At 71.8% G+C, this 17,678-nt stretch carries 15 protein-coding genes; 12 read left to right on the forward strand and 3 right to left on the reverse strand.

Annotated features, from left to right (window positions below):
* Window positions 1–3 precede the first annotated feature (3 nt).
* From AB0N82_RS05535 to AB0N82_RS05555, 5 genes are all read left to right on the forward strand, one after another.
* Window positions 4–2,040 carry a bifunctional aldolase/short-chain dehydrogenase gene (locus AB0N82_RS05535; RefSeq protein ID WP_363389082.1) on the forward strand — a complete coding sequence of 679 codons (2,037 nt, stop codon included), beginning with the start codon at window positions 4–6 and terminating at the stop codon, window positions 2,038–2,040.
* A complete protein-coding gene (locus AB0N82_RS05540; RefSeq protein ID WP_363389085.1) occupies window positions 2,037–3,467 on the forward strand; it encodes a rhamnulokinase family protein in 1,431 nt (476 codons plus the stop codon). The genes AB0N82_RS05535 and AB0N82_RS05540 overlap by 4 nt, the downstream gene beginning before the upstream one ends.
* A gap of 65 nt (window positions 3,468–3,532) precedes the next feature.
* Window positions 3,533–4,789: an alpha-hydroxy acid oxidase gene (locus AB0N82_RS05545; protein ID WP_315994433.1), complete on the forward strand. Its 1,257-nt coding sequence runs from the start codon at window positions 3,533–3,535 to the stop codon at window positions 4,787–4,789.
* Between the two features lie 136 nt (window positions 4,790–4,925).
* Window positions 4,926–5,357 carry a chemotaxis protein CheY gene (locus AB0N82_RS05550; RefSeq protein WP_315994434.1) on the forward strand — a complete coding sequence of 144 codons (432 nt, stop codon included), beginning with the start codon at window positions 4,926–4,928 and terminating at the stop codon, window positions 5,355–5,357.
* Window positions 5,354–5,665, forward strand: a complete 312-nt coding sequence (locus tag AB0N82_RS05555) for a transcriptional regulator (protein ID WP_315994435.1) — start codon at window positions 5,354–5,356, stop codon at window positions 5,663–5,665. Before AB0N82_RS05550 ends, AB0N82_RS05555 begins: the two co-directional genes overlap by 4 nt.
* 31 nt (window positions 5,666–5,696) lie before the next feature.
* On the opposite strand, the gene AB0N82_RS05560 is transcribed toward AB0N82_RS05555, so the two are convergent.
* From AB0N82_RS05560 to AB0N82_RS05570, 3 genes are all read right to left on the reverse strand, one after another.
* On the reverse strand, window positions 5,697–7,307 hold the full coding sequence (locus tag AB0N82_RS05560) for a DHA2 family efflux MFS transporter permease subunit (RefSeq protein ID WP_363389090.1): 1,611 nt from the start codon (window positions 7,305–7,307) through the stop codon (window positions 5,697–5,699).
* Between the two features lie 186 nt (window positions 7,308–7,493).
* Entirely contained in the window at window positions 7,494–8,858 is a 1,365-nt protein-coding gene (locus tag AB0N82_RS05565; RefSeq protein ID WP_315994437.1) for an MFS transporter, read from the reverse strand.
* Window positions 8,855–9,316 (reverse strand): MarR family transcriptional regulator, encoded by a 462-nt coding sequence (locus tag AB0N82_RS05570; protein ID WP_315994438.1) that lies wholly within the window; start codon window positions 9,314–9,316, stop codon window positions 8,855–8,857. The genes AB0N82_RS05565 and AB0N82_RS05570 overlap by 4 nt, the downstream gene beginning before the upstream one ends.
* 119 nt (window positions 9,317–9,435) lie before the next feature.
* On the opposite strand from AB0N82_RS05570, the gene AB0N82_RS05575 reads away from it, so the two are divergent.
* The 7 genes from AB0N82_RS05575 to AB0N82_RS05605 all read left to right on the forward strand — a co-directional run bounded on the left by AB0N82_RS05575 (window position 9,436) and on the right by AB0N82_RS05605 (window position 17,675).
* Complete coding sequence (locus AB0N82_RS05575) at window positions 9,436–10,284, forward strand: alpha/beta fold hydrolase (protein WP_363389095.1); 849 nt, start codon at window positions 9,436–9,438, stop codon at window positions 10,282–10,284.
* A gap of 392 nt (window positions 10,285–10,676) precedes the next feature.
* Complete coding sequence (locus AB0N82_RS05580) at window positions 10,677–11,876, forward strand: inositol-3-phosphate synthase (protein WP_363389098.1); 1,200 nt, start codon at window positions 10,677–10,679, stop codon at window positions 11,874–11,876.
* Window positions 11,873–12,739: an SCO3242 family prenyltransferase gene (locus AB0N82_RS05585; RefSeq protein WP_363389101.1), complete on the forward strand. Its 867-nt coding sequence runs from the start codon at window positions 11,873–11,875 to the stop codon at window positions 12,737–12,739. Before AB0N82_RS05580 ends, AB0N82_RS05585 begins: the two co-directional genes overlap by 4 nt.
* Window positions 12,736–14,247, forward strand: coding sequence for an EboA domain-containing protein (locus AB0N82_RS05590; RefSeq protein WP_363389104.1), 1,512 nt, complete (start codon window positions 12,736–12,738; stop codon window positions 14,245–14,247). The genes AB0N82_RS05585 and AB0N82_RS05590 overlap by 4 nt, the downstream gene beginning before the upstream one ends.
* A gap of 1 nt (window position 14,248) precedes the next feature.
* Complete coding sequence (locus AB0N82_RS05595) at window positions 14,249–15,133, forward strand: TatD family hydrolase (RefSeq protein WP_315994443.1); 885 nt, start codon at window positions 14,249–14,251, stop codon at window positions 15,131–15,133.
* Window positions 15,133–16,296, forward strand: coding sequence for a metabolite traffic protein EboE (gene eboE / locus AB0N82_RS05600; RefSeq protein WP_363389107.1), 1,164 nt, complete (start codon window positions 15,133–15,135; stop codon window positions 16,294–16,296). Before AB0N82_RS05595 ends, eboE begins: the two co-directional genes overlap by 1 nt.
* Window positions 16,293–17,675 (forward strand): nucleotide pyrophosphatase/phosphodiesterase family protein, encoded by a 1,383-nt coding sequence (locus tag AB0N82_RS05605; RefSeq protein WP_363389110.1) that lies wholly within the window; start codon window positions 16,293–16,295, stop codon window positions 17,673–17,675. Before eboE ends, AB0N82_RS05605 begins: the two co-directional genes overlap by 4 nt.
* Window positions 17,676–17,678: the final 3 nt, after the last annotated feature.

Here is a 17,678-nt window from a genome sequence, read left to right on the forward strand (position 1 = left end):
GTCATGACCAGCTCCACCGCCGCCGACCTCGTCGCGCGCAGCAACCGCCTCGGCTCCGACCCGAAGGTCACCAACTACGCCGGCGGAAACACCTCCGCCAAGGGCACCGACATCGACCCCGTCACCGGGGAGCCGGTCGAGCTGCTGTGGGTCAAGGGTTCCGGGGGAGACCTCGGCACGCTCACCGAGAAGGGCCTCGCGGTGCTGCGGCTCGACCGCATGCGCGCGCTCGTCGACGTCTACCCCGGCATCGAGCGCGAAGACGAGATGGTCGCGGCCTTCGACTACTGCCTGCACGGCAAGGGGGGCGCCGCCCCCTCGATCGACACCGCGATGCACGGACTCGTGGATGCCGCCCACGTCGACCACCTGCACCCCGATGCGGGCATCGCGATCGCGACCGCGGCCGACGGCGAAGAACTGACGACGACCATCTTCGGTGACAAGGTCGTGTGGGTGCCGTGGCGTCGCCCGGGCTTCCAGCTGGGTCTCGACATCGCCGCGATCAAGGAGAAGAACCCGCAGGCGATCGGCACGGTCCTGGGCGGTCACGGCATCACGGCGTGGGGCGACACCTCCGAGGAGGCCGAGCGCAACAGCCTGTGGATCATCGACACCGCGCAGGCCTACATCGACGAGCACGGTGCGGCCGAGCCGTTCGGCGGGGTGCGCGCGGGCTTCGCCGCCCTGCCCGAGGCCGAGCGCCGCGCGAAGGCCGCGGCCCTGGCCCCCACCATCCGCGGTCTCGCCTCGACCGACAAGCCGATGGTCGGTCACGTCACCGACTCCGACGTCGTGCTCGACTTCCTGGCATCCGAGAAGGCTCCCGCCCTCGCCGCACTCGGCACGAGCTGCCCGGATCACTTCCTGCGCACCAAGGTCAAGCCGCTGATCCTCGATCTGCCGGCCGACGCCTCGGTCGAGGATTCGATCGCGCGCCTGGAGGAGCTGCACGTCGCGTACCGCGAGGACTACCAGGCGTACTACGACGCGCACGCGGATGCCGACAGCCCCGCGATCCGCGGTGCGGACCCGCTCATCGTGCTCGTGCCGGGCGTGGGCATGTTCTCGTACGGCGCGAACAAGCAGACCGCGCGCGTGGCGGGCGAGTTCTACGTCAACGCGATCAACGTCATGCGCGGCGCGGAAGCGCTGTCGACCTACGCTCCGATCTCGGATGCCGAGAAGTTCCGCATCGAGTACTGGGCGCTGGAAGAGGCCAAGCTCCAGCGCATGCCGAAGCCGAAGACGCACCAGGGGCGCATCGCCTTCGTCACGGGAGCGGCATCCGGAATCGGCAAGGCCATCGCGACCCGCCTCGCCGCCGAGGGCGCGTGCGTCGTCGTCGCCGACCTCGACCTCGAGAAGGCCCGGGCCGTGGCCGCGGAGCTCGGCTCGACCGACGTCGCCATCGGGGTCGCCGCGAACGTGGCGGATGCCGAGGGCGTGCAGGCCGCGATCGACGCCACGGTCCTCGCCTTCGGTGGCATCGACCTCGTCGTGAACAACGCGGGGCTCTCGCTGTCGAAGCCGCTGCTGGAGACCACCGAGAAGGACTGGGACCTGCAGCACGACGTCATGGCCAAGGGGTCCTTCCTCGTGTCGAAGGCGGCGGCCAAGGCCCTCATCGAGCAGAAGATGGGCGGAGACGTCATCTACATCTCGTCGAAGAACAGCGTCTTCGCCGGCCCGAACAACATCGCCTACTCCGCGACGAAGGCCGACCAGGCGCACCAGGTGCGACTCCTCGCGGTCGAACTCGGCGAGCACGGCGTGCGCGTGAACGGCATCAACCCCGACGGCGTCGTGCGCGGCTCGGGCATCTTCGCCGCCGGCTGGGGCGCCAACCGCGCCGCCACCTACGGCGTCGACGAGAAGGACCTCGGTCAGTTCTACGCCAACCGCACGATCCTCAAGCGCGAGGTCGTCCCCGAGAACGTCGCCGACGCGGTGTTCGTGCTCACCGGACCCGAGCTCTCGCGCACGACCGGCCTGCACGTGCCCGTCGACTCGGGCGTCGCCGCGGCCTTCCTGCGATGAGCGGGGAGACCGCGGGCTCCCCGGCGCGCGGCGGCATCCGCGCCGTCGCGGCCGTCGATCTCGGCGCGACGAGCGGTCGCGTGATGATCGGCCGGGTCGGCGACGGCGTGCTCGAGCTCGAGCAGGTCGCGCGCTTCCCGAACGGTCCGGTGCAGCGCGCCGACGGCTGGCACTGGGACGTCGAGGCCCTGTGGGGTCACGTGCGCGAGGGGCTCGCCGAAGCGCGGCGCCGAGAGCCGTCGATCGAGAGCGTCGGCATCGACTCCTGGGCGGTGGACTACGGCCTGCTCGGCCCGGACGGATTGCTCGCGGAGCCCTTCCACTACCGCGACGAGCGCACCGCACGCGGGGTGGATGCCGTGCACGCGGTCGTTCCGTTCGAGGAGCTCTATCGACGCAACGGTCTGCAGTTCCTGCCGTTCAACACGCTCTACCAGTACGCCGCCGACCCCCGCGTCGTCGACGCCGAGGCGAGCCTGCTCATCCCCGATCTCCTCGCCGCGCGGCTCACCGGCCGACGCGTCGCGGAGCGCACGAACGCCTCGACGACCGGACTGCTCGACGTGCGCACGGGGGAGTGGGATCTCGCCCTCGCCGAGGCGCTCGGCATCCCGTCGTCCGTTCTACCTCCGCTCGTGGACCCGGGTGAGACCATCGGGGTCGCCGGCTCGGGAGCGCCGGGCCTGCCCGTGGTCGCCGTCGGATCGCACGACACGGCTTCGGCGATCGTCGCCGTGCCGCTGTCGACGCCGCACGCTGCCTACATCTCGTGCGGCACCTGGGGGCTCGTCGGTCTGGAGCTCTCCGCGCCGATCGTGACGGATGCCGCCCGCGCGGCGAACTTCACGAACGAGGGCGGGGTCGACTCTCGCGTGCGGTTCCTCCACAACGTCACGGGACTGTGGCTCCTGAGCGAGACGGTGCGGGCCTGGTCGGAGCACGACGGCGCCCCGGTCGACCTGCCGGACCTGCTCGCCGAGGCCGCGACCGTCTCGGCGCCCGCGCGCCTGTTCGACGCCGACGACCCCTCGCTCGCCGCCCCGGGTGACATGCCGGCGCGCATCGCGGCCCTGCTCGGGATGCCGGAGCCCCGCGCCGAGGCACGCGCGGCGTTCGCGCGGGTCATCGTCGAGAGCATCGCCGACGCCTTCGCCCGCGCCGTGCGCACCGCGGGCGATCTGGCCGGACGCGAGGTCGACGTCATCCACCTCGTCGGCGGGGGTGCGCTCAACGCGCTTCTCTGCCAGGCGACGGCCGACCGCAGCAGCCTTCCGGTTCTGGCCGGTCCCGTCGAGGCGACCGCACTGGGCAACGTGCTCGTGCAGGCGCGCGCCCTGGGCTGCTTCGGCGGCGACGCCTCGCTCGACGACCTGCGTCAGCGCGTCGCCGACGCCTTCCCTCCGCGGCGGTTCGCTCCCCGCCCCTGAGCCCCCTTCCCGCCCGCGAGGGTGGGGCGTACTATGTGGTCAGACCACACGAAAGAGAGATCTCCATGGTGCAGCGACAGCTCCCCAAAGTCGGCGAGCTCCTCGAGCTCATGCAGTTCAAGAAGCCCGAGCTCGACGCGCGCAAGCGCCGCCTCGACGCGGCGCTGACGATCGCCGACCTCCGCACGATCGCGAAGCGTCGCACCCCGAAGGCGGCCTTCGATTACACCGACGGCGCCGCCGAAGGCGAGCTCTCGCTCGACCGGGCGCGCCGCGCGTTCGAGGACGTCGAGTTCCACCCCGACATCCTGCGTCCCGCGGCGGACGTCGACACCTCGTGCGAAATCCTCGGCGGCCCCTCGGCGCTGCCCTTCGGCATCGCGCCCACCGGCTTCACGCGCCTGATGCAGACCGAGGGCGAGACGGCGGGGGCGTCGGCTGCGGCGGCCGCCGGCATCCCGTTCACCCTGTCGACGCTCGGCACCACCTCGATCGAGGGCGTCAAGGCGGCCAACCCCGTCGGGCGCAACTGGTTCCAGCTCTACGTCATGAAGCAGCGCGACATCTCGTACGGCCTCGTCGAGCGCGCCGCCAAGGCCGGCTTCGACACCCTGCAGTTCACCGTCGACACCCCCATCGCCGGCGCCCGCCTGCGTGACAAGCGCAACGGCTTCTCGATCCCGCCGCAGCTCACCGTCGGCACGATCGTCAACGCCATCCCGCGCCCGTGGTGGTGGATCGACTTCCTCACGACGCCCAAGCTCGAATTCGCCTCGCTCAGCACCACCGGTGGCACCGTCGGCGAGTTGCTGAACGCCGCCATGGACCCGACGATCAGCTACGACGACCTCGACGTCATCCGTGGCATGTGGCCGGGCAAGATCGTCGTCAAGGGCGTGCAGAACGTTCAGGATGCCGCGCGCCTGGTCGACCTCGGTGTCGACGGCATCGTGCTCTCCAACCACGGCGGGCGTCAGCTCGACCGCGCGCCGATCCCGTTCCACCTGCTGCCGCAGGTCGTGCGCGAGGTCGGGAAGGATGCCACGGTCATGGTCGACACGGGCATCATGAACGGCGCCGACATCGTGGCATCCATCGCCCTGGGGGCCAAGTTCACCCTCATCGGGCGCGCGTACCTCTACGGCCTGATGGCCGGTGGACGTCAGGGCGTCGACCGCACCATCGCGATCCTGCGGAGCGAGATCGAGCGCACCATGACGTTGCTCGGCGTCTCGTCGCTCGAGGAGCTCGAGCCGCGCCACGTGACGCAGCTCACGCGCCTGGTCCCGGTCGGCGACCAAGCGGTCGACGCGCGCGTCTGACCGACCGCGCGACGTCCGAGCCGAGAGCGATGCGGGGGCGGAGTTCGCCTCCTCCCCCGCATCGCCGACGAATCGGGAGAAAGTACTTGCCATAAGGGAAAGTAATTGCAAGACTGAAGGAGTCGAAAGGACTCCCATGGACGCCCACCCCGCGGTCACCGCTTCCGAAGCCCGAACCCTCCTCGCCCGCGCGGAGCGCCTCAGCAGGTCCGCTCACGACGCGACCCGCTGGCCCTACATCACCTTCATCGTGGCGCTGGGCGTGGCGACGTCCATGGGGACCTTCGCCATGGCCCTCGCGACGGGCGATGCGTTCGGTCTCGCCTACGTCGGCACCCTGGCCGTGACGTTCGCACTGCTGCTCTTCTTCGTCATCAGCATCCAGGGGCGTGCCGCGTTCGCCCGCAGTCGTCGGTGGACCGCGTACATCGCCGCGTGGTTCGCCTCCTACGCGATCGCCCTGGCCGTCGTCATCTGGGCGCACGGGTCCGTGCTGCTCGCGGGCGTGGCATCCGGAGTCGTCCTGCTCGTCTCCCTCGTCTGCGCGGCGCGCGAGGCTCGCTCATGACCACGGCTGCCCGGCATCCACGGCACCGTCTCGACGACCTGCTCCAGAACTCCGTGCGCTTCTCGATCATGGCCGCCCTGGACCGCGCGACGACCCTGAGCTTCAAGGAAGTGCGCGATGCCGTGGAGATCACCGATTCCGCGCTGAGCAAGCAGGTGTCGGCGCTCGAGGCGGGGGGATACCTCTCGGTCGGGAAGTCGTTCGCGGGCAAGATGCCGCGCACCTCCCTGACCATGACCGCGGAGGGTCGCACGGCGTGGCGGAGTCACCTCGCCGTCCTCCGTGAGATCGCCGGCGTCGACGCCTGATCCGCGAGCGCCGGGCGAGCTCGCCACGCGCTCACGCCCTCTCGTCGATCCTCTCCTCCGCGCCCTCGCGACGCCGCGCGCCCGCCCCGAGCGTCGCCGTCGAGGCGAGCCCGAGCACGAGGAAGCCCGCCGCCGTGAAGGCGGCCGCGCGGGTGCCGTCGCTGAACGCGGCGCGGGCATTGATCGCGAGGTCCTGCGTCTCGGGCGACGCGGCCAGGCCCGCGATCGCCGCGCCGGCGCTGTCGACCACCTGCGACACGACCTGGTCGCGTTGGGCGGCGGGGATGCCGCGATCGTCGAGGGTGGATGCCAGCACCCCCGCCGTGGTCGAGAAGAGCACGGTCCCGAGCACGGCGACGCCGAGGGCCGCCCCGAGCTGCCTCGAGGTCGATTGGGTGCCCGACGCCTGCCCGCTGGCCGACGGGGGCACCTCCGCGAGCACGACACCGGTCAACTGCGCGGTGGCGAGGCCGACACCGACCCCGTACACGAAGAGGAAGGGGATGAGCGGGCCCCAGGTGGCATCCGGGCCGATCGTGAACGCCACCCCGGCGACGCCGATGATCTCCGCCAGCAGGCCTCCGCGCACGATCCAGACCGGGGCGACGCGCCCGCTCAACGCCCCGGCGATGCCGCTCGCGACGAACGAGCCGATCGCGAGGGAGAGCAGCAGCAGGCCCGTCTGCAGCGCGTCGAAGCCCACGACGAACTGCAGCCAGAGCGGGAGGGCGAGGATGATGCCGAACTCGCCGAGCGAGACGACGGCTGCGGCGATGTTGCCGTTGCGGAACGAGGCGATGCGGAACAGCCCGAAGGCCAGCAGGGTCGGCTCTCCGCGGCGCTGTCGCCGCAGGCCCCACGCGATGAACGCCACGAGGGCGACGAGGGCCAGTCCGAAGGCCAGAGGAACCGGTGACAGGGCGAGCGGCCAGGTCCAGTCGCCGATCGTCGGTGCGGAATCGAGCGTCCACCATCCGTAGGTGCGCCCCTCGATGAGCCCGAAGACGAGCGGGGCCATCGTCAGCACCGACAGCAGCGCACCCACACCGTCGATGCGCTCGACGCGATCGCTGCGCGACTCGGCGACGGTGAACAGCACGCCGATGACGATGAGCAGTCCGAGCGGGATGTTGATGCCGAACGCCCACCGCCACGAGAACGCGGTGGTGAGCCAGCCGCCCAGCAGCGGGCCGACGGCCGCCATGCCGCCGATCGTGGAACCCCACACGGCGAAGGCGATGCCGCGCTCGCGCCCGCGGAAGGTGGCGTTGATGATCGACAGCGTCGTCGGGAGGATCATCGACCCGCCCACGCCCTGGATGAGGCGGGCGAGGATGAGCAGACCGCCGGTCGGCGCGAGGGCGGCGGCGATCGACGCGACGGCGAAGACGACGACGCCCAGGAGCATGAGCCGTCGTCGACCGAATCGGTCGGCGAGGCTGCCGAAGACCAGCAGCAGCGAGGCGAAGACGAGGGTGTAGGCCTCTTGGACCCACTGCACCTCGGTCGAGGAGATCTTCAGTTCCTCCACGATCGAGGGCACGGCGACGTTGACGATCGTCGAGTCGACGATGATCAGCGAGACGGCGATGCTGATGAAGACAAGGCCCGCCCAGCGGCGCCCGTCCGGGTTTCCGTTCATGTAGCTAGATTATCTAGCTAGATTATCGAGGGAAAGGGCTTGCGTCGATCCGTTCCAGCCTCGCCGGCGCGTGTCCCTCGCGGGTCGGTGGATCCCCTGTCCCTGTCCGCGCCGTCGGGTGCAGCCGACCGGGGCGGACAGGATCCCTTCGGCGAGCAGGGGCAGGGGGGCGCGCGGCTCGGCGGATCAGGCGCCGTGGCGCGGGCGGAGGGCCGATCGTTCGCCCGGCGGGAGCGGGATGGGCGTGGTCCCGGCGATCTCGTCGCTGAAGTCCTCGGGCTCGGGGTTCACGACGGCGATGGGCCGTGTCTCGTCGACGGTGAGGCGGAAGCGCTTCGTGTCGTGCCGGTGCACGCGCCCCGAGGCGAGGGTCCACGTGACACCGATGCCGCACGCGACGAGGGCGACGCCGGCCGCGAGCGCGATGGCGGCACGCGGGCCGAACTCGGCGGCGACGGCGCCGACGATGGGGGCGCCGACGGGGGTGCCGCCGAGGAGGATCGCCATGTACAGCGCGAGCACCCGCCCGCGCAGGGCGGGGTCGGTCGTCGTCTGCACGTAGCCGTTGGCCGTCGTCAGGGTGGTCACCACGCAGAAGCCGGTCAGCACGAGGGTCGCCGCGTACGTCTCGTACGAGGGGGCGAAGACCGAGAGGGCGGATGCCACGGCGAACCCGCCCGCGCCCAGGATCACCACGCGCATACGGGCGCGTTCACGGCGCGCTGCCAGGAGGGCGCCGGTCAGGGAGCCGATCGCGACGAACGAGCTCAGCAGGCCGAAGCCGTCGGCGCCGCGCCCGAAGGCGAGGGCCATCGTGGAGGCGAAGATCGGGAAGTTCATGCCGAACGCGCCGAGCAGGAACACCATGATGAAGATCACGACGAGGTCGGCCCGGTGGGCGACGTAGCGGAAGCCGTCGGCGAGCCGCGCGGGCCCGCCCCGGCGGTGGTGCACCACGAGCTCGTGGGGTCGCATGATCAGCAGGGCGGTGATCATGGCCAGGAACGTGAACGCGTTGACGAGGAACACCCACCCGGTGCCGATCGCGACGATCATGACGCCCGCGACCGCCGGACCGATCAGGCGTGCGGTGTTGAACGACGCCGCGTTCAGGGCGACGGCGTTCGAGGCGTTCTCCTGGGCGACGACGTCGGACACGAACGCCTGCCGGGCGGGGTTGTCGAACGCGGTCACGACGCCGAGCGCGAGGGCGAAGCCGAACATCATGGGCAGGGTCATCACCCCGGTCAGCAACAGGATGCCGAGGGTCACGGCCAGCAGCAGCAGCGCCGACTGCGTGCACATGATGAGCTTGCGGCGGTCGAAGCGGTCGGCCACCCACCCCGTCACGCTCACGAGCAGGAGCGGTGGCGCGAACTGCAGCGCCATGGTCACGCCCATGGCGGCCGCGTCGTTGTCGGTCAGCTGGGTGAGCACGACCCAGTTCTGGGCCGTCGCCTGCATCCAGGCCCCGACGTTGGAGACGAGGGCGCCGATGAACCAGACGCGGTAGTTGAAGATCGACAGCGACCGGAACATCGACGAGCTCATCTGTCGGCCACCTTCCTCATGATCACCGCGGCGCGGGCCAACGTGTCGCGTTCCTCGGGGGAGAGCTCGGCGAGGGCCTCCTCCACGAAGGCGTCACGGCGTCGGACGGTCTCGTCGACGATCGTGCGCCCGAAGTCGGTGAGGTCGATCGTCACGCGGCGACGATCGACCTCGTCGGGGATGCGGCTGATGTAGCCCGCCTCCTCGAGCAACGACACCGTCCGGTTCATCGACGGGGCGGTGACGCGCTCACGATCGGCCAGCTGGCCGAGCGTGTGCGCACCGTGCACCGTGAGGGCGGCGAGGACGGCGAACTGCCCGTCGCTCATGGTGTCGACGGCCCGCTGCGCCCGGAGGCGACGGGCCAGACGGAACGTGGCCATGCGCAGCTCGGAGGCCGCGGCGCTGAAGTCATGACTCAGGTCGGGAAGGGGGGATTCGTCGACGCGATCATTCATGTTCCTGCGTTCGAGGGTAGCTCATTAGTCTTGCTAACGGAATGGATGCCGTGCTTCGCGGCCGCGCGGCCGCGCGTTCCGGCCGCACATCGAGCACGCGTCGCCCCTAAACTCGGCGCATGCCCGAGTTCGTCGACGCCTACGGCATCCCGATCGTCTATGACGTCCACGAGGCCGCCGAGCCGCGGGCCGTGGTGCAGCTGCTGCACGGCGTCGGTGAACACGCGGGTCGCTACGGCGCTCTCATCGACGCCCTCGTCGCCGACGGCTACACGGTCTACGCCGACGACCATCGAGGACACGGGCGCACCGGGCTCCGCCAGTGGGCCGGCGACCACCGGCGGCTCGGACGGCTCGGCCCCGGCGGTCTCGGTGCCGCGCGCGACGCGGTGTGGACCCTCACGCAGCTCATCCGCGAGGCGCATCCCGACCTGCCGCTGGTCCTCCTCGGCCACTCGTGGGGGTCTTTCCTCGCGCAGATGCTGCTGGACCGGCATCCGGACGCCTACGACGCCGTCGTGCTGAGCGGGTCCGCCCTCCGCTGGCCGGGGGCGCTGAACGCCGGCGACCTCAACGCCCCGTGGAAGCACGTGCGCGGGTCGGGGATGGAGTGGCTCTCGAGCGACGAGCAGGTGGGCCGCGACTTCGTCGCCGACCCCCTGACGACCTCGGAGCCGCTGATGAAGCTCTTCGGACCCCTCGAGGCGGCCAAGCTCTTCGGTCGGCCGCGGCGCGATCTCGGCCACGACGTGCCGATACTGCTCATGGTCGGTCGCGACGACACCGTGGGCGGTCCGCGCAGCGTCCACCGGCTGGCGGACGCCTACCGCGACCGGTCGGGTCTCACCGACGTCACGACGCTGGTCTATCCGGGCGCGCGGCACGAGATCTTCGCGGAGCGGGAGCAGGATGCCGTCCGCGCCGACCTCCTCGCGTGGCTCGACCGGCGGCTGCCGGCGAGGGGCTGAACCGCGCCCCCTCACGGACGACGGATGAACGGCGAGGGCCGTTCGGCGGGGGTCGAGTCGTCGCGTGCCGTCGACACGGCAGTGCTGAGGGAGCTCGCCCGCCGCGGCTGAGCGCTGACCGGATCGGACGACGGGCGTTCCGGGCGACGCGGCGCACCTGCTGTTCGCTGAGCGATTTCTGCATACGCACGAAGCATCTTTTGGTTGCCATTCCGCAAAAGCCCGGATACTGTCGGAAGAGCCAGGACACCTCGACGACGAGTACACCCTCACCACCCCGGGTCGCCCTCCATCCCCCTCGGAGCGCCCCGCTCGAACGGCCCCTCACCCCGGGGCCGTGCCGTCGTGTGCGCCCGGCCATCACGTCCCTCAACGAAGAACGGACCACACGAGTGAACACTTCGGATACCCCCCACGCCCCGGAGGTCGGCGCCTGGTTCATCGGCGCGCGCGGCTCCCTCGCCACCACCGCGACCCTCGGCATCCACGCTCTCGCCCTCGGTGCGGCGGCGCCGGTGGGGCTCACCACCGAGACCGACGCCGTGCGGGTCGAGGAGTTCCCCGCGATCGGCGGGATCGTCGTCGGCGGCCACGACATCTCGACGACCCCGCTCGAGGAGCGGGCGGCCCAACTCGCCGCGGGCGGAATGTTCCCCGCCGCCCTCGTCGAAGCGACGCGTGGCCGCCTGCGCGAGACGGAGGAGAACCTGCGCCCCGTGCCGACCCTCACCACTACGCAGCAGGAGGAGATCGATCTGCTCGCGGCCGACATCATCGACTTCCGCGACCGGCACGGCCTGCGCGAAGTCGTCGTCATCGACGTCTCGTCGACCGAGCCGCTGCCGCCGGACCACCCCTGCTTCGACGACGACGACCTGCTGCAGACCGCCCTCACCACGCCCGGCGTGCGGGTTCTGCCGCCGAGCTCGCGCGCGGCCCTGGCCGCGATCGCGGCCGGCGCCGCCTATGCCGCCTTCACCCCCTCCGCGTCGCTCACGCTCCCCGTGCTGCGCGAGCGCGCCGACCGCGCCGGCATCGCCTACGCCGGTCAGGACGGGAAGACCGGCGAGACGCTGCTGCGCACGGTGCTCGCTCCGATGTTCGCGGCGCGCGGGTTCCGTGTGCAGTCCTGGGCCGGTACCAACCTCCTCGGCGGAGGTGATGGGGCCACCCTGGCCGACCCCGAGGCGGTGCGTTCCAAGCTCGTGTCGAAGAACCGCGGACTGCACGCCCTCGTCGGCGACGACGTCGTGGCCCCTCTGCACATCGACAACGTCCCCGACCTCGGCGACGTCAAGACCGCGTGGGACCACGTCAACGCCACCGGCTTCCTCGGCAGTCGCGTGACCTTGCAGACGACCTGGAGCGCATACGACTCCGCCCTCGCCGCCCCGCTCGTGATCGACCTGGTCCGTTCGCTCTCGCTCGCCACCCGCGCCGGCCACGCGGGGGTCGTGCCCGCCCTGGGCTGCTTCTTCAAAGACCCGTGGGGCAGCGACGTGCATGGTTTCGGTGACCAGACCGCGCAGTTCGTCGCCTGGGTGCACGAGACCGCCGCCGCCGTCGCGGCGGCCCGGGTCGCCGCGCCGTGACGCGCGTCGCGGACTACCTCGACCTGGTCCGCGCCCCCGCGTCGCTCACCGTGCTGGGCGACGCGCTCATCGGGGCGCTCGCCGCGCGCGGTCCGGGCGCCGGCGGAGCGGCGCGCGGGGCGGCGCTCGCGGCCTCGTCGGTCTGCCTGTACAGCGCGGGCATGGCCGTGAACGACTGGGCGGATGCCGACCTCGATGCGCTCGAGCGGCCGGAGCGCCCCATCCCCTCGGGGCGTCTCAGTCGTCGGCGCGCGCTCGCCGTCGGGGCGGGGCTGACGGTGACCGGGGTGGGGGCAGCGTTCGCGGCGGGCCGCGCGTCGGGCATGGTGTCGCTCGTCCTCGCGACCACGCTCTGGGCCTATGACGTGGTGCTCAAGCCCACGGCCGCGGGGCCGGTGGCCATGGCCGTGTGCCGCGGACTCGACGTGGTCCTGGGCGCCGCGGGGCCCGGCTGGCGTGCGGCGCTGCTTCCCGCGGGAGCGGTGGCCGTGCACACGGTGGCCGTCACCGCCGTCTCGCGGGGCGAGGTCTCGGGTTCCACGCGTGGCACCGGCGTCGCCGCGGTCGGGGCCAGCGTCGCCGTCGCGGTGTCCACTCTCGTCGGGCGCTCGAATCGCCCCGCCGCGCTGCTGGGGGCGACCCGCTACCTCGCCGCGGTGCTCCCCGGGCAGATCGCCGTCGCCCGCCGACCCGGCGCGGCCGAGGCCCGTGATGCGACCAGGGCCGGCATCCGTTCCGTCGTGCCCCTGCAGTCGGCCCTCGCGGCTCGCGCGAGTGCGCCCCTCGCCACGGCAGCGCTTCTCGGCGTCGAGGGGGCGGGCCGCCTCCTCGGACGCCGCCGATCCGGAGGAGACATCACATGAGCGTGGACTGGACCTGGGGCTACGGCACGAACGGTTTCACCGACCACCCGCTTCCCTCGGCGCTCGATGTGCTCCAGCACCACGGCTATCGTGCCGTCGCCCTCACGCTCGGGCATCCCCATCTCGACCCCTTCGCCGCCGACTGGCGTGAGCAGACCGAGGCCCTCGCGGTCGATCTGCGCCGCCGGGGGCTGCGCGTCGTCGTCGAGACCGGGACGCGCTATCTGCTCGACGCGTTCCGCAAGCACCGTCCGACCCTCGTCGACCGCGAGGCGGGGCCGCGCATGGACTTCCTCCGTCGGGCGATCGAGATCGCGGCGATCCTCGACGCCGACTGCGTGTCGCTGTGGAGCGGCGTGGTGCCCGACGACGTCTCGACCGAGGCGGCGCGCGTCCTGCTCGACGAGCGCCTCCTCGCTTTGACCGCGGATGCCGCGGCAGCGGGGGTGACCCTCGCGCTGGAGCCCGAACCCGGGATGCTCGTCGAGACCGTCGCCGATGCCCTGGCCGTGCGCGCTCGCCTCGGTCATCCCGCGGCCCTCGGCGTGACCGTCGACCTCGGTCACTGCGTCGTCGTCGAACCCGACGGCGTCGTCGGCGCCCTCCGCGCCGCGGGATCGCTGCTGTGCAACGTCCAGGCCGACGACATGCTCCCCAGTGCCCACGAGCACCTCCCTTTCGGCGACGGCGAGCTCGACCTGCCCGCGGCCCTCGCCGTCCTCCGCGAGATCGGTTACCGCGGTGTGGTGGCCGTCGAACTGCCTCGTCACGCCCACGCGGCCCCCGAGCTCGCCCGTGCGAGCATGGCGGCGCTGCTCGCGGCGTCCGAGACACCGCCTCGCACGGTCGCCGCAGGTCCGAACGAGGGAGGAGCCGTCGCTCCGGGGCGACCCTCCGCTCTTCCGACGCCCGTGCCCCACCCCTGGACCACCCGCGCCGTCGAGGCGGTGCAGACGGATGCCGCCCGCGCGGCGCGCCTGTTCGCCTCGGCCGGACGCGAGGTGGGGCGAGAGCCGCTGTCACCGGAGCCGTTCGCCCCCACCGCCGACGACGTGTCGCGGGCCGCGATCGTCGCGGCACTCGCCGACTCCGGAGCCGACCCCGATGTGGTCCGCGCTCTGTACCGCCGGGGTGACGATGCGGAGCGCCGGGGAGTGCTGCGCGGTCTCGACGCGCTCGCCGCGCCGTCCCCGGGCTGGCGCGAAGCGGGCCTCGAACTCGTCGTCGACGCCCTCCGCGCCAACGACACCCGTCTCGTCGCCGCCGCCCTGGGCCGGTTCGCCGCCGCGCACCTCGACGACCCCGCGTGGCGCCACGGCGTGCTCAAGTGCGTGTTCCTCGGCATCCCGCTCGTCGTCGTCGCCGGCCTCGCCGAACGCGCCGACGACGAGCTCGCCGCCATGGGTGCGCGCTTCGCCGAGGAACGCCGGGCGGCGGGCCGCTCCGTGCCGGCCGACCTCGCTCTCCTCTCACGCTCCACCGATCACCTCCTCGCCGAAAGGGCCTGACATGCGCATCTTCGACCCCCACATCCACATGTCCGCCCGCACGACCGACGATTACGAGGCGATGTACGACGCGGGCGTCCGCGCCCTCGTCGAACCGGCGTTCTGGCTCGGTCAGCCCCGAACCAGCGTGGGGTCCTTCCTCGACTACTTCGACGCCCTGATCGGCTGGGAGAGATTCCGCGCCGCGCAGTTCGGTATCCGCCACCACTGCACGATCGCGCTGAACCCCAAAGAAGCGAACGATCCACGGTGCCGCGAGGTCATGGCCGAGCTGCCGACCTACCTCGCCAAAGACGGCGTGGTCGCCGTCGGCGAGACCGGATACGACTCGATGACCCCCGAGGAGGACGAGATCCTGCGCGGACATCTCGCCCTCGGCATGGAGTTCGACCTGCCGGTCCTCGTGCACACCCCACACCGTGACAAGGCGGTGGGCACGCAGCGTACCCTCGACGTCGTCGCCGAGTCCGGCATCCCGATCGAGCGCGTCCTCGTCGATCACCTCAACGAGACCTGCGTCGATGCCGTCGCCGACAGCGGGGCGTGGATGGGCTTCTCGATCTACCCCGACACGAAGATGGACGAGCGGCGTGTGGTCGCGATCATGCAGCGCATCGGCCTCGACCGCGTGATCGTCAACTCCGCGGCCGACTGGGGCCGATCCGACCCGCTCAAGACGGCCAAGACGGGCCTCGCGATGCTCGACGCCGGCTTCAGCGACGACGACGTCGACCGCATCCTGTGGCGTAACCCGCGCGACTTCTACGCGCAGAGCGGTCGGGTGAACACCGACCCGATCGAGGGGTTCGCCCCGGCGAACCAGGGCCCCGACGTGTTCGAGGGCAACTCGGTTCTGCGCGGCACGGCCACGCGTCAGGGGGCGTGATGCACCTCTCGTACTGCACCAATGTCCACCCGGCGGAAGACCTGCCCGGCATCGTCCGCCAGCTCGACGAGAATGCCGGCCCGGTGCGGCGAGAGGCGGGTCTCGACCGTCTCGGCGTGGGATTGTGGCTACCCGTCGGCACGGCGTCGCTCCTCGCGCGCGACGGCGAGGCCCGGGCGACGCTCGCCGCCGCACTCGAGCGCAACGGCCTCGAGCTGCGCACGATCAACGCCTTCCCCTACCGCGGGTTCCACGACGACGTCGTCAAGCTCGCGGTCTACCGCCCCGACTGGACCACGAGAGAACGCCTGGACTACACGCTCGACTGCGCACGCGTGCTCGCCGCGCTCCTGCCCGACGGCGCGGACGGCAGTATCTCCACGCTCCCGCTGGGATGGCGGGATGGGTGGGGCTCCGCCGACGACGACGCCGCCGAGGCCTCGCTCGTCCGACTCGTCGACGGACTCGCCGCGCTCGAGCGCGAGACGGGGCGCACGGTGCGCGTGGCCATCGAGCCCGAGCCCGGCTGCATCCTCGACGACGTCGCCGACATCGTCGCCTGGCTGAGCGCGCGTCCGCGCCTCATCGCCGACGGCCGGATCGGCCTGTGCCTCGACACGTGCCACCTGGCCGTTTCGTTCGCCCCTCCCGCCGAGGCCGTCGCCGCCGCGGTGGCGGCCGGCATCAGGGTGGTCAAGGTGCAGGCCTCCGTGGCCCTCGAGGTGCCCGACCCCTCGGATCCCCGCACGGAAGCCGCTCTCCGTCCCTTCGCCGAGGAACGCTACGTGCATCAGGTGCGCGAGGCCGGGGGCACCCGCGCAGCCGACGACCTGCCCGAGGTCCTCGACGCCGCCGAGGCGTGGCCGAGGGATCGCGCGTGGCGGGTGCACGTCCACATCCCCCTGCACGCCCGTCCCGCGCCGCCCCTGCGCGCGACCACTGAGGTCCTGGAAGCTGCCGTCGAGGCGGTGCTGTCCACCCCCGACGGCGACCGGGCGCACCTCGACGTCGAGACGTACACGTGGTCGGTGCTCCCCGACCAGATGCGACCCGGCACCCTCGTGGAGGGCATCGCCGCCGAACTGCGTTGGGCGCTCGAGAACCTTCCGCGCGCACTCGCCGGGGCCGCGGCCGCCACCGCCGCGGATGGAACCCGCGCATGAGCAAAGTCCTCCTCCTCGACATCGTGGGCCTCACTCCGCGCGCACTCGCCTCGATGCCCCGCTTGAGCGCGATCGGACGCGTCGGCGGGCAGATGGGGCTCGACACCATCCTCCCGGCGGTCACATGCAGCGTTCAGTCGACCATGCTCACCGGGCTGGCGCCGCGCGAACACGGAATCGTCGGCAACGGCTGGTACTTCCGCGGTCTCGGCGACCCCCTGCTCTGGCGCCAGCACAACAAGCTGGTCGCGGGTGAGAAAGTGTGGGACACCGCGCGCCGCGCGCGACCCGGGCTCACCGTCGCCAACCTCGGTTGGTGGTTCGCGATGGGGGCGACGACCGACGTCACCGTCACCCCACGGCCGATCTACCACGCCGACGGGCGGAAGAGCCCCGACGCGTACGTCCGCCCCGCGGTCCTGCACGACCAGCTCGTGGGGGCGCTGGGGGAGTTCCCGCTGTTCCAGTACTGGGGGCCCACCGCCACGATCCGCAGCAGCGCGTGGCTGGCCGAGGCGACGCGCGGCCTCGTCACCGGGCGCTGGGGGCCGTCCCCCGATCTCGCCATGGCCTACCTCCCGCACCTCGACTACGACCTCCAACGCTTCGGCCCGAATGCGCCGGAGGCCGACCGCGCCGCGCGGGAGTTGGACGACGCCATCGCGCCGCTGCTGACCGACGCCGTCGACCGCGGCTACTCGGTGCTGGCCGTGTCGGAGTACGGCATCGAGGAGGCCTCGCGACCGGTCGACATCAACCGTGCGCTGCGCCGTGAGGGTTTGCTCGAGGTGTATGTGCAGGACGGGCGGGAGCAACTGGACCCCTGGACCTCACGTGCGTTCGCCGTCGCCGACCACCAGGTCGCGCACGTCTACGTTCCGGATGCCGGCGACCTTCCGCGCGTCCGCTCACTGCTACAGGGGCTCGACGGGGTCGACGACGTGCTGGACCGTGAGGCGCAGGCCCGCTACGGCCTCGATCACGAGCGCGCCGGCGAGCTCGTCGTGGTGGCCGAGCCGGGGGCGTGGTTCACCTACTATTTCTGGCTCGACGACGCTCGCGCGCCCGAGTACGCCCGGGGCGTCGATATCCATCGCAAGCCCGGCTACGACCCCGCCGAGCTGTTCTTCGACCCCGCCGACCGCCTCGCGAAGGCCAAGGCGGGAGCGAACCTCGTGAAGAAGAAGCTCGGCTTGCGCTATGCGATGAGCACCGTACCACTCGATCCCACGTGCGTGCGCGGGACCCACGGGCGCCTGCCCTCCTCGCGCGCGGACGCCCCGATGATCATCAGCAGCGACTCCGCGCTGCTTCCCGATGTCGAGTCGCTGCCCGCCGCGGGTGTCCGTGATCTGGTGCTCCGCGGCCTGCGCGTCTGACGC

It is taken from the genome of Microbacterium sp. NPDC089186 (assembly GCF_040685115.1).
GTDB classification, from domain to species: Bacteria; Actinomycetota; Actinomycetes; order Actinomycetales; family Microbacteriaceae; genus Microbacterium; species Microbacterium galbum.

What these genes read in the sequence shown, in the direction of transcription:
- AB0N82_RS05590 (WP_363389104.1), top strand. Translation starts at nt 12,736, where the DNA reads ATGAGCGTGGACTGGACCTGGGGCTACGGCACGAACGGTTTCACCGAC.
- AB0N82_RS05595 (WP_315994443.1), top strand. Translation starts at nt 14,249, where the DNA reads ATGCGCATCTTCGACCCCCACATCCACATGTCCGCCCGCACGACCGAC.
- AB0N82_RS05560 (WP_363389090.1), bottom strand. Translation starts at nt 7,307, where the DNA reads ATGAACGGAAACCCGGACGGGCGCCGCTGGGCGGGCCTTGTCTTCATC.
- AB0N82_RS05575 (WP_363389095.1), top strand. Translation starts at nt 9,436, where the DNA reads ATGCCCGAGTTCGTCGACGCCTACGGCATCCCGATCGTCTATGACGTC.
- eboE (WP_363389107.1), top strand. Translation starts at nt 15,133, where the DNA reads ATGCACCTCTCGTACTGCACCAATGTCCACCCGGCGGAAGACCTGCCC.
- AB0N82_RS05550 (WP_315994434.1), top strand. Translation starts at nt 4,926, where the DNA reads ATGGACGCCCACCCCGCGGTCACCGCTTCCGAAGCCCGAACCCTCCTC.
- AB0N82_RS05605 (WP_363389110.1), top strand. Translation starts at nt 16,293, where the DNA reads ATGAGCAAAGTCCTCCTCCTCGACATCGTGGGCCTCACTCCGCGCGCA.
- AB0N82_RS05540 (WP_363389085.1), top strand. Translation starts at nt 2,037, where the DNA reads ATGAGCGGGGAGACCGCGGGCTCCCCGGCGCGCGGCGGCATCCGCGCC.
- AB0N82_RS05555 (WP_315994435.1), top strand. Translation starts at nt 5,354, where the DNA reads ATGACCACGGCTGCCCGGCATCCACGGCACCGTCTCGACGACCTGCTC.
- AB0N82_RS05565 (WP_315994437.1), bottom strand. Translation starts at nt 8,858, where the DNA reads ATGAGCTCGTCGATGTTCCGGTCGCTGTCGATCTTCAACTACCGCGTC.
- AB0N82_RS05535 (WP_363389082.1), top strand. Translation starts at nt 4, where the DNA reads ATGACCAGCTCCACCGCCGCCGACCTCGTCGCGCGCAGCAACCGCCTC.
- AB0N82_RS05570 (WP_315994438.1), bottom strand. Translation starts at nt 9,316, where the DNA reads ATGAATGATCGCGTCGACGAATCCCCCCTTCCCGACCTGAGTCATGAC.
- AB0N82_RS05545 (WP_315994433.1), top strand. Translation starts at nt 3,533, where the DNA reads ATGGTGCAGCGACAGCTCCCCAAAGTCGGCGAGCTCCTCGAGCTCATG.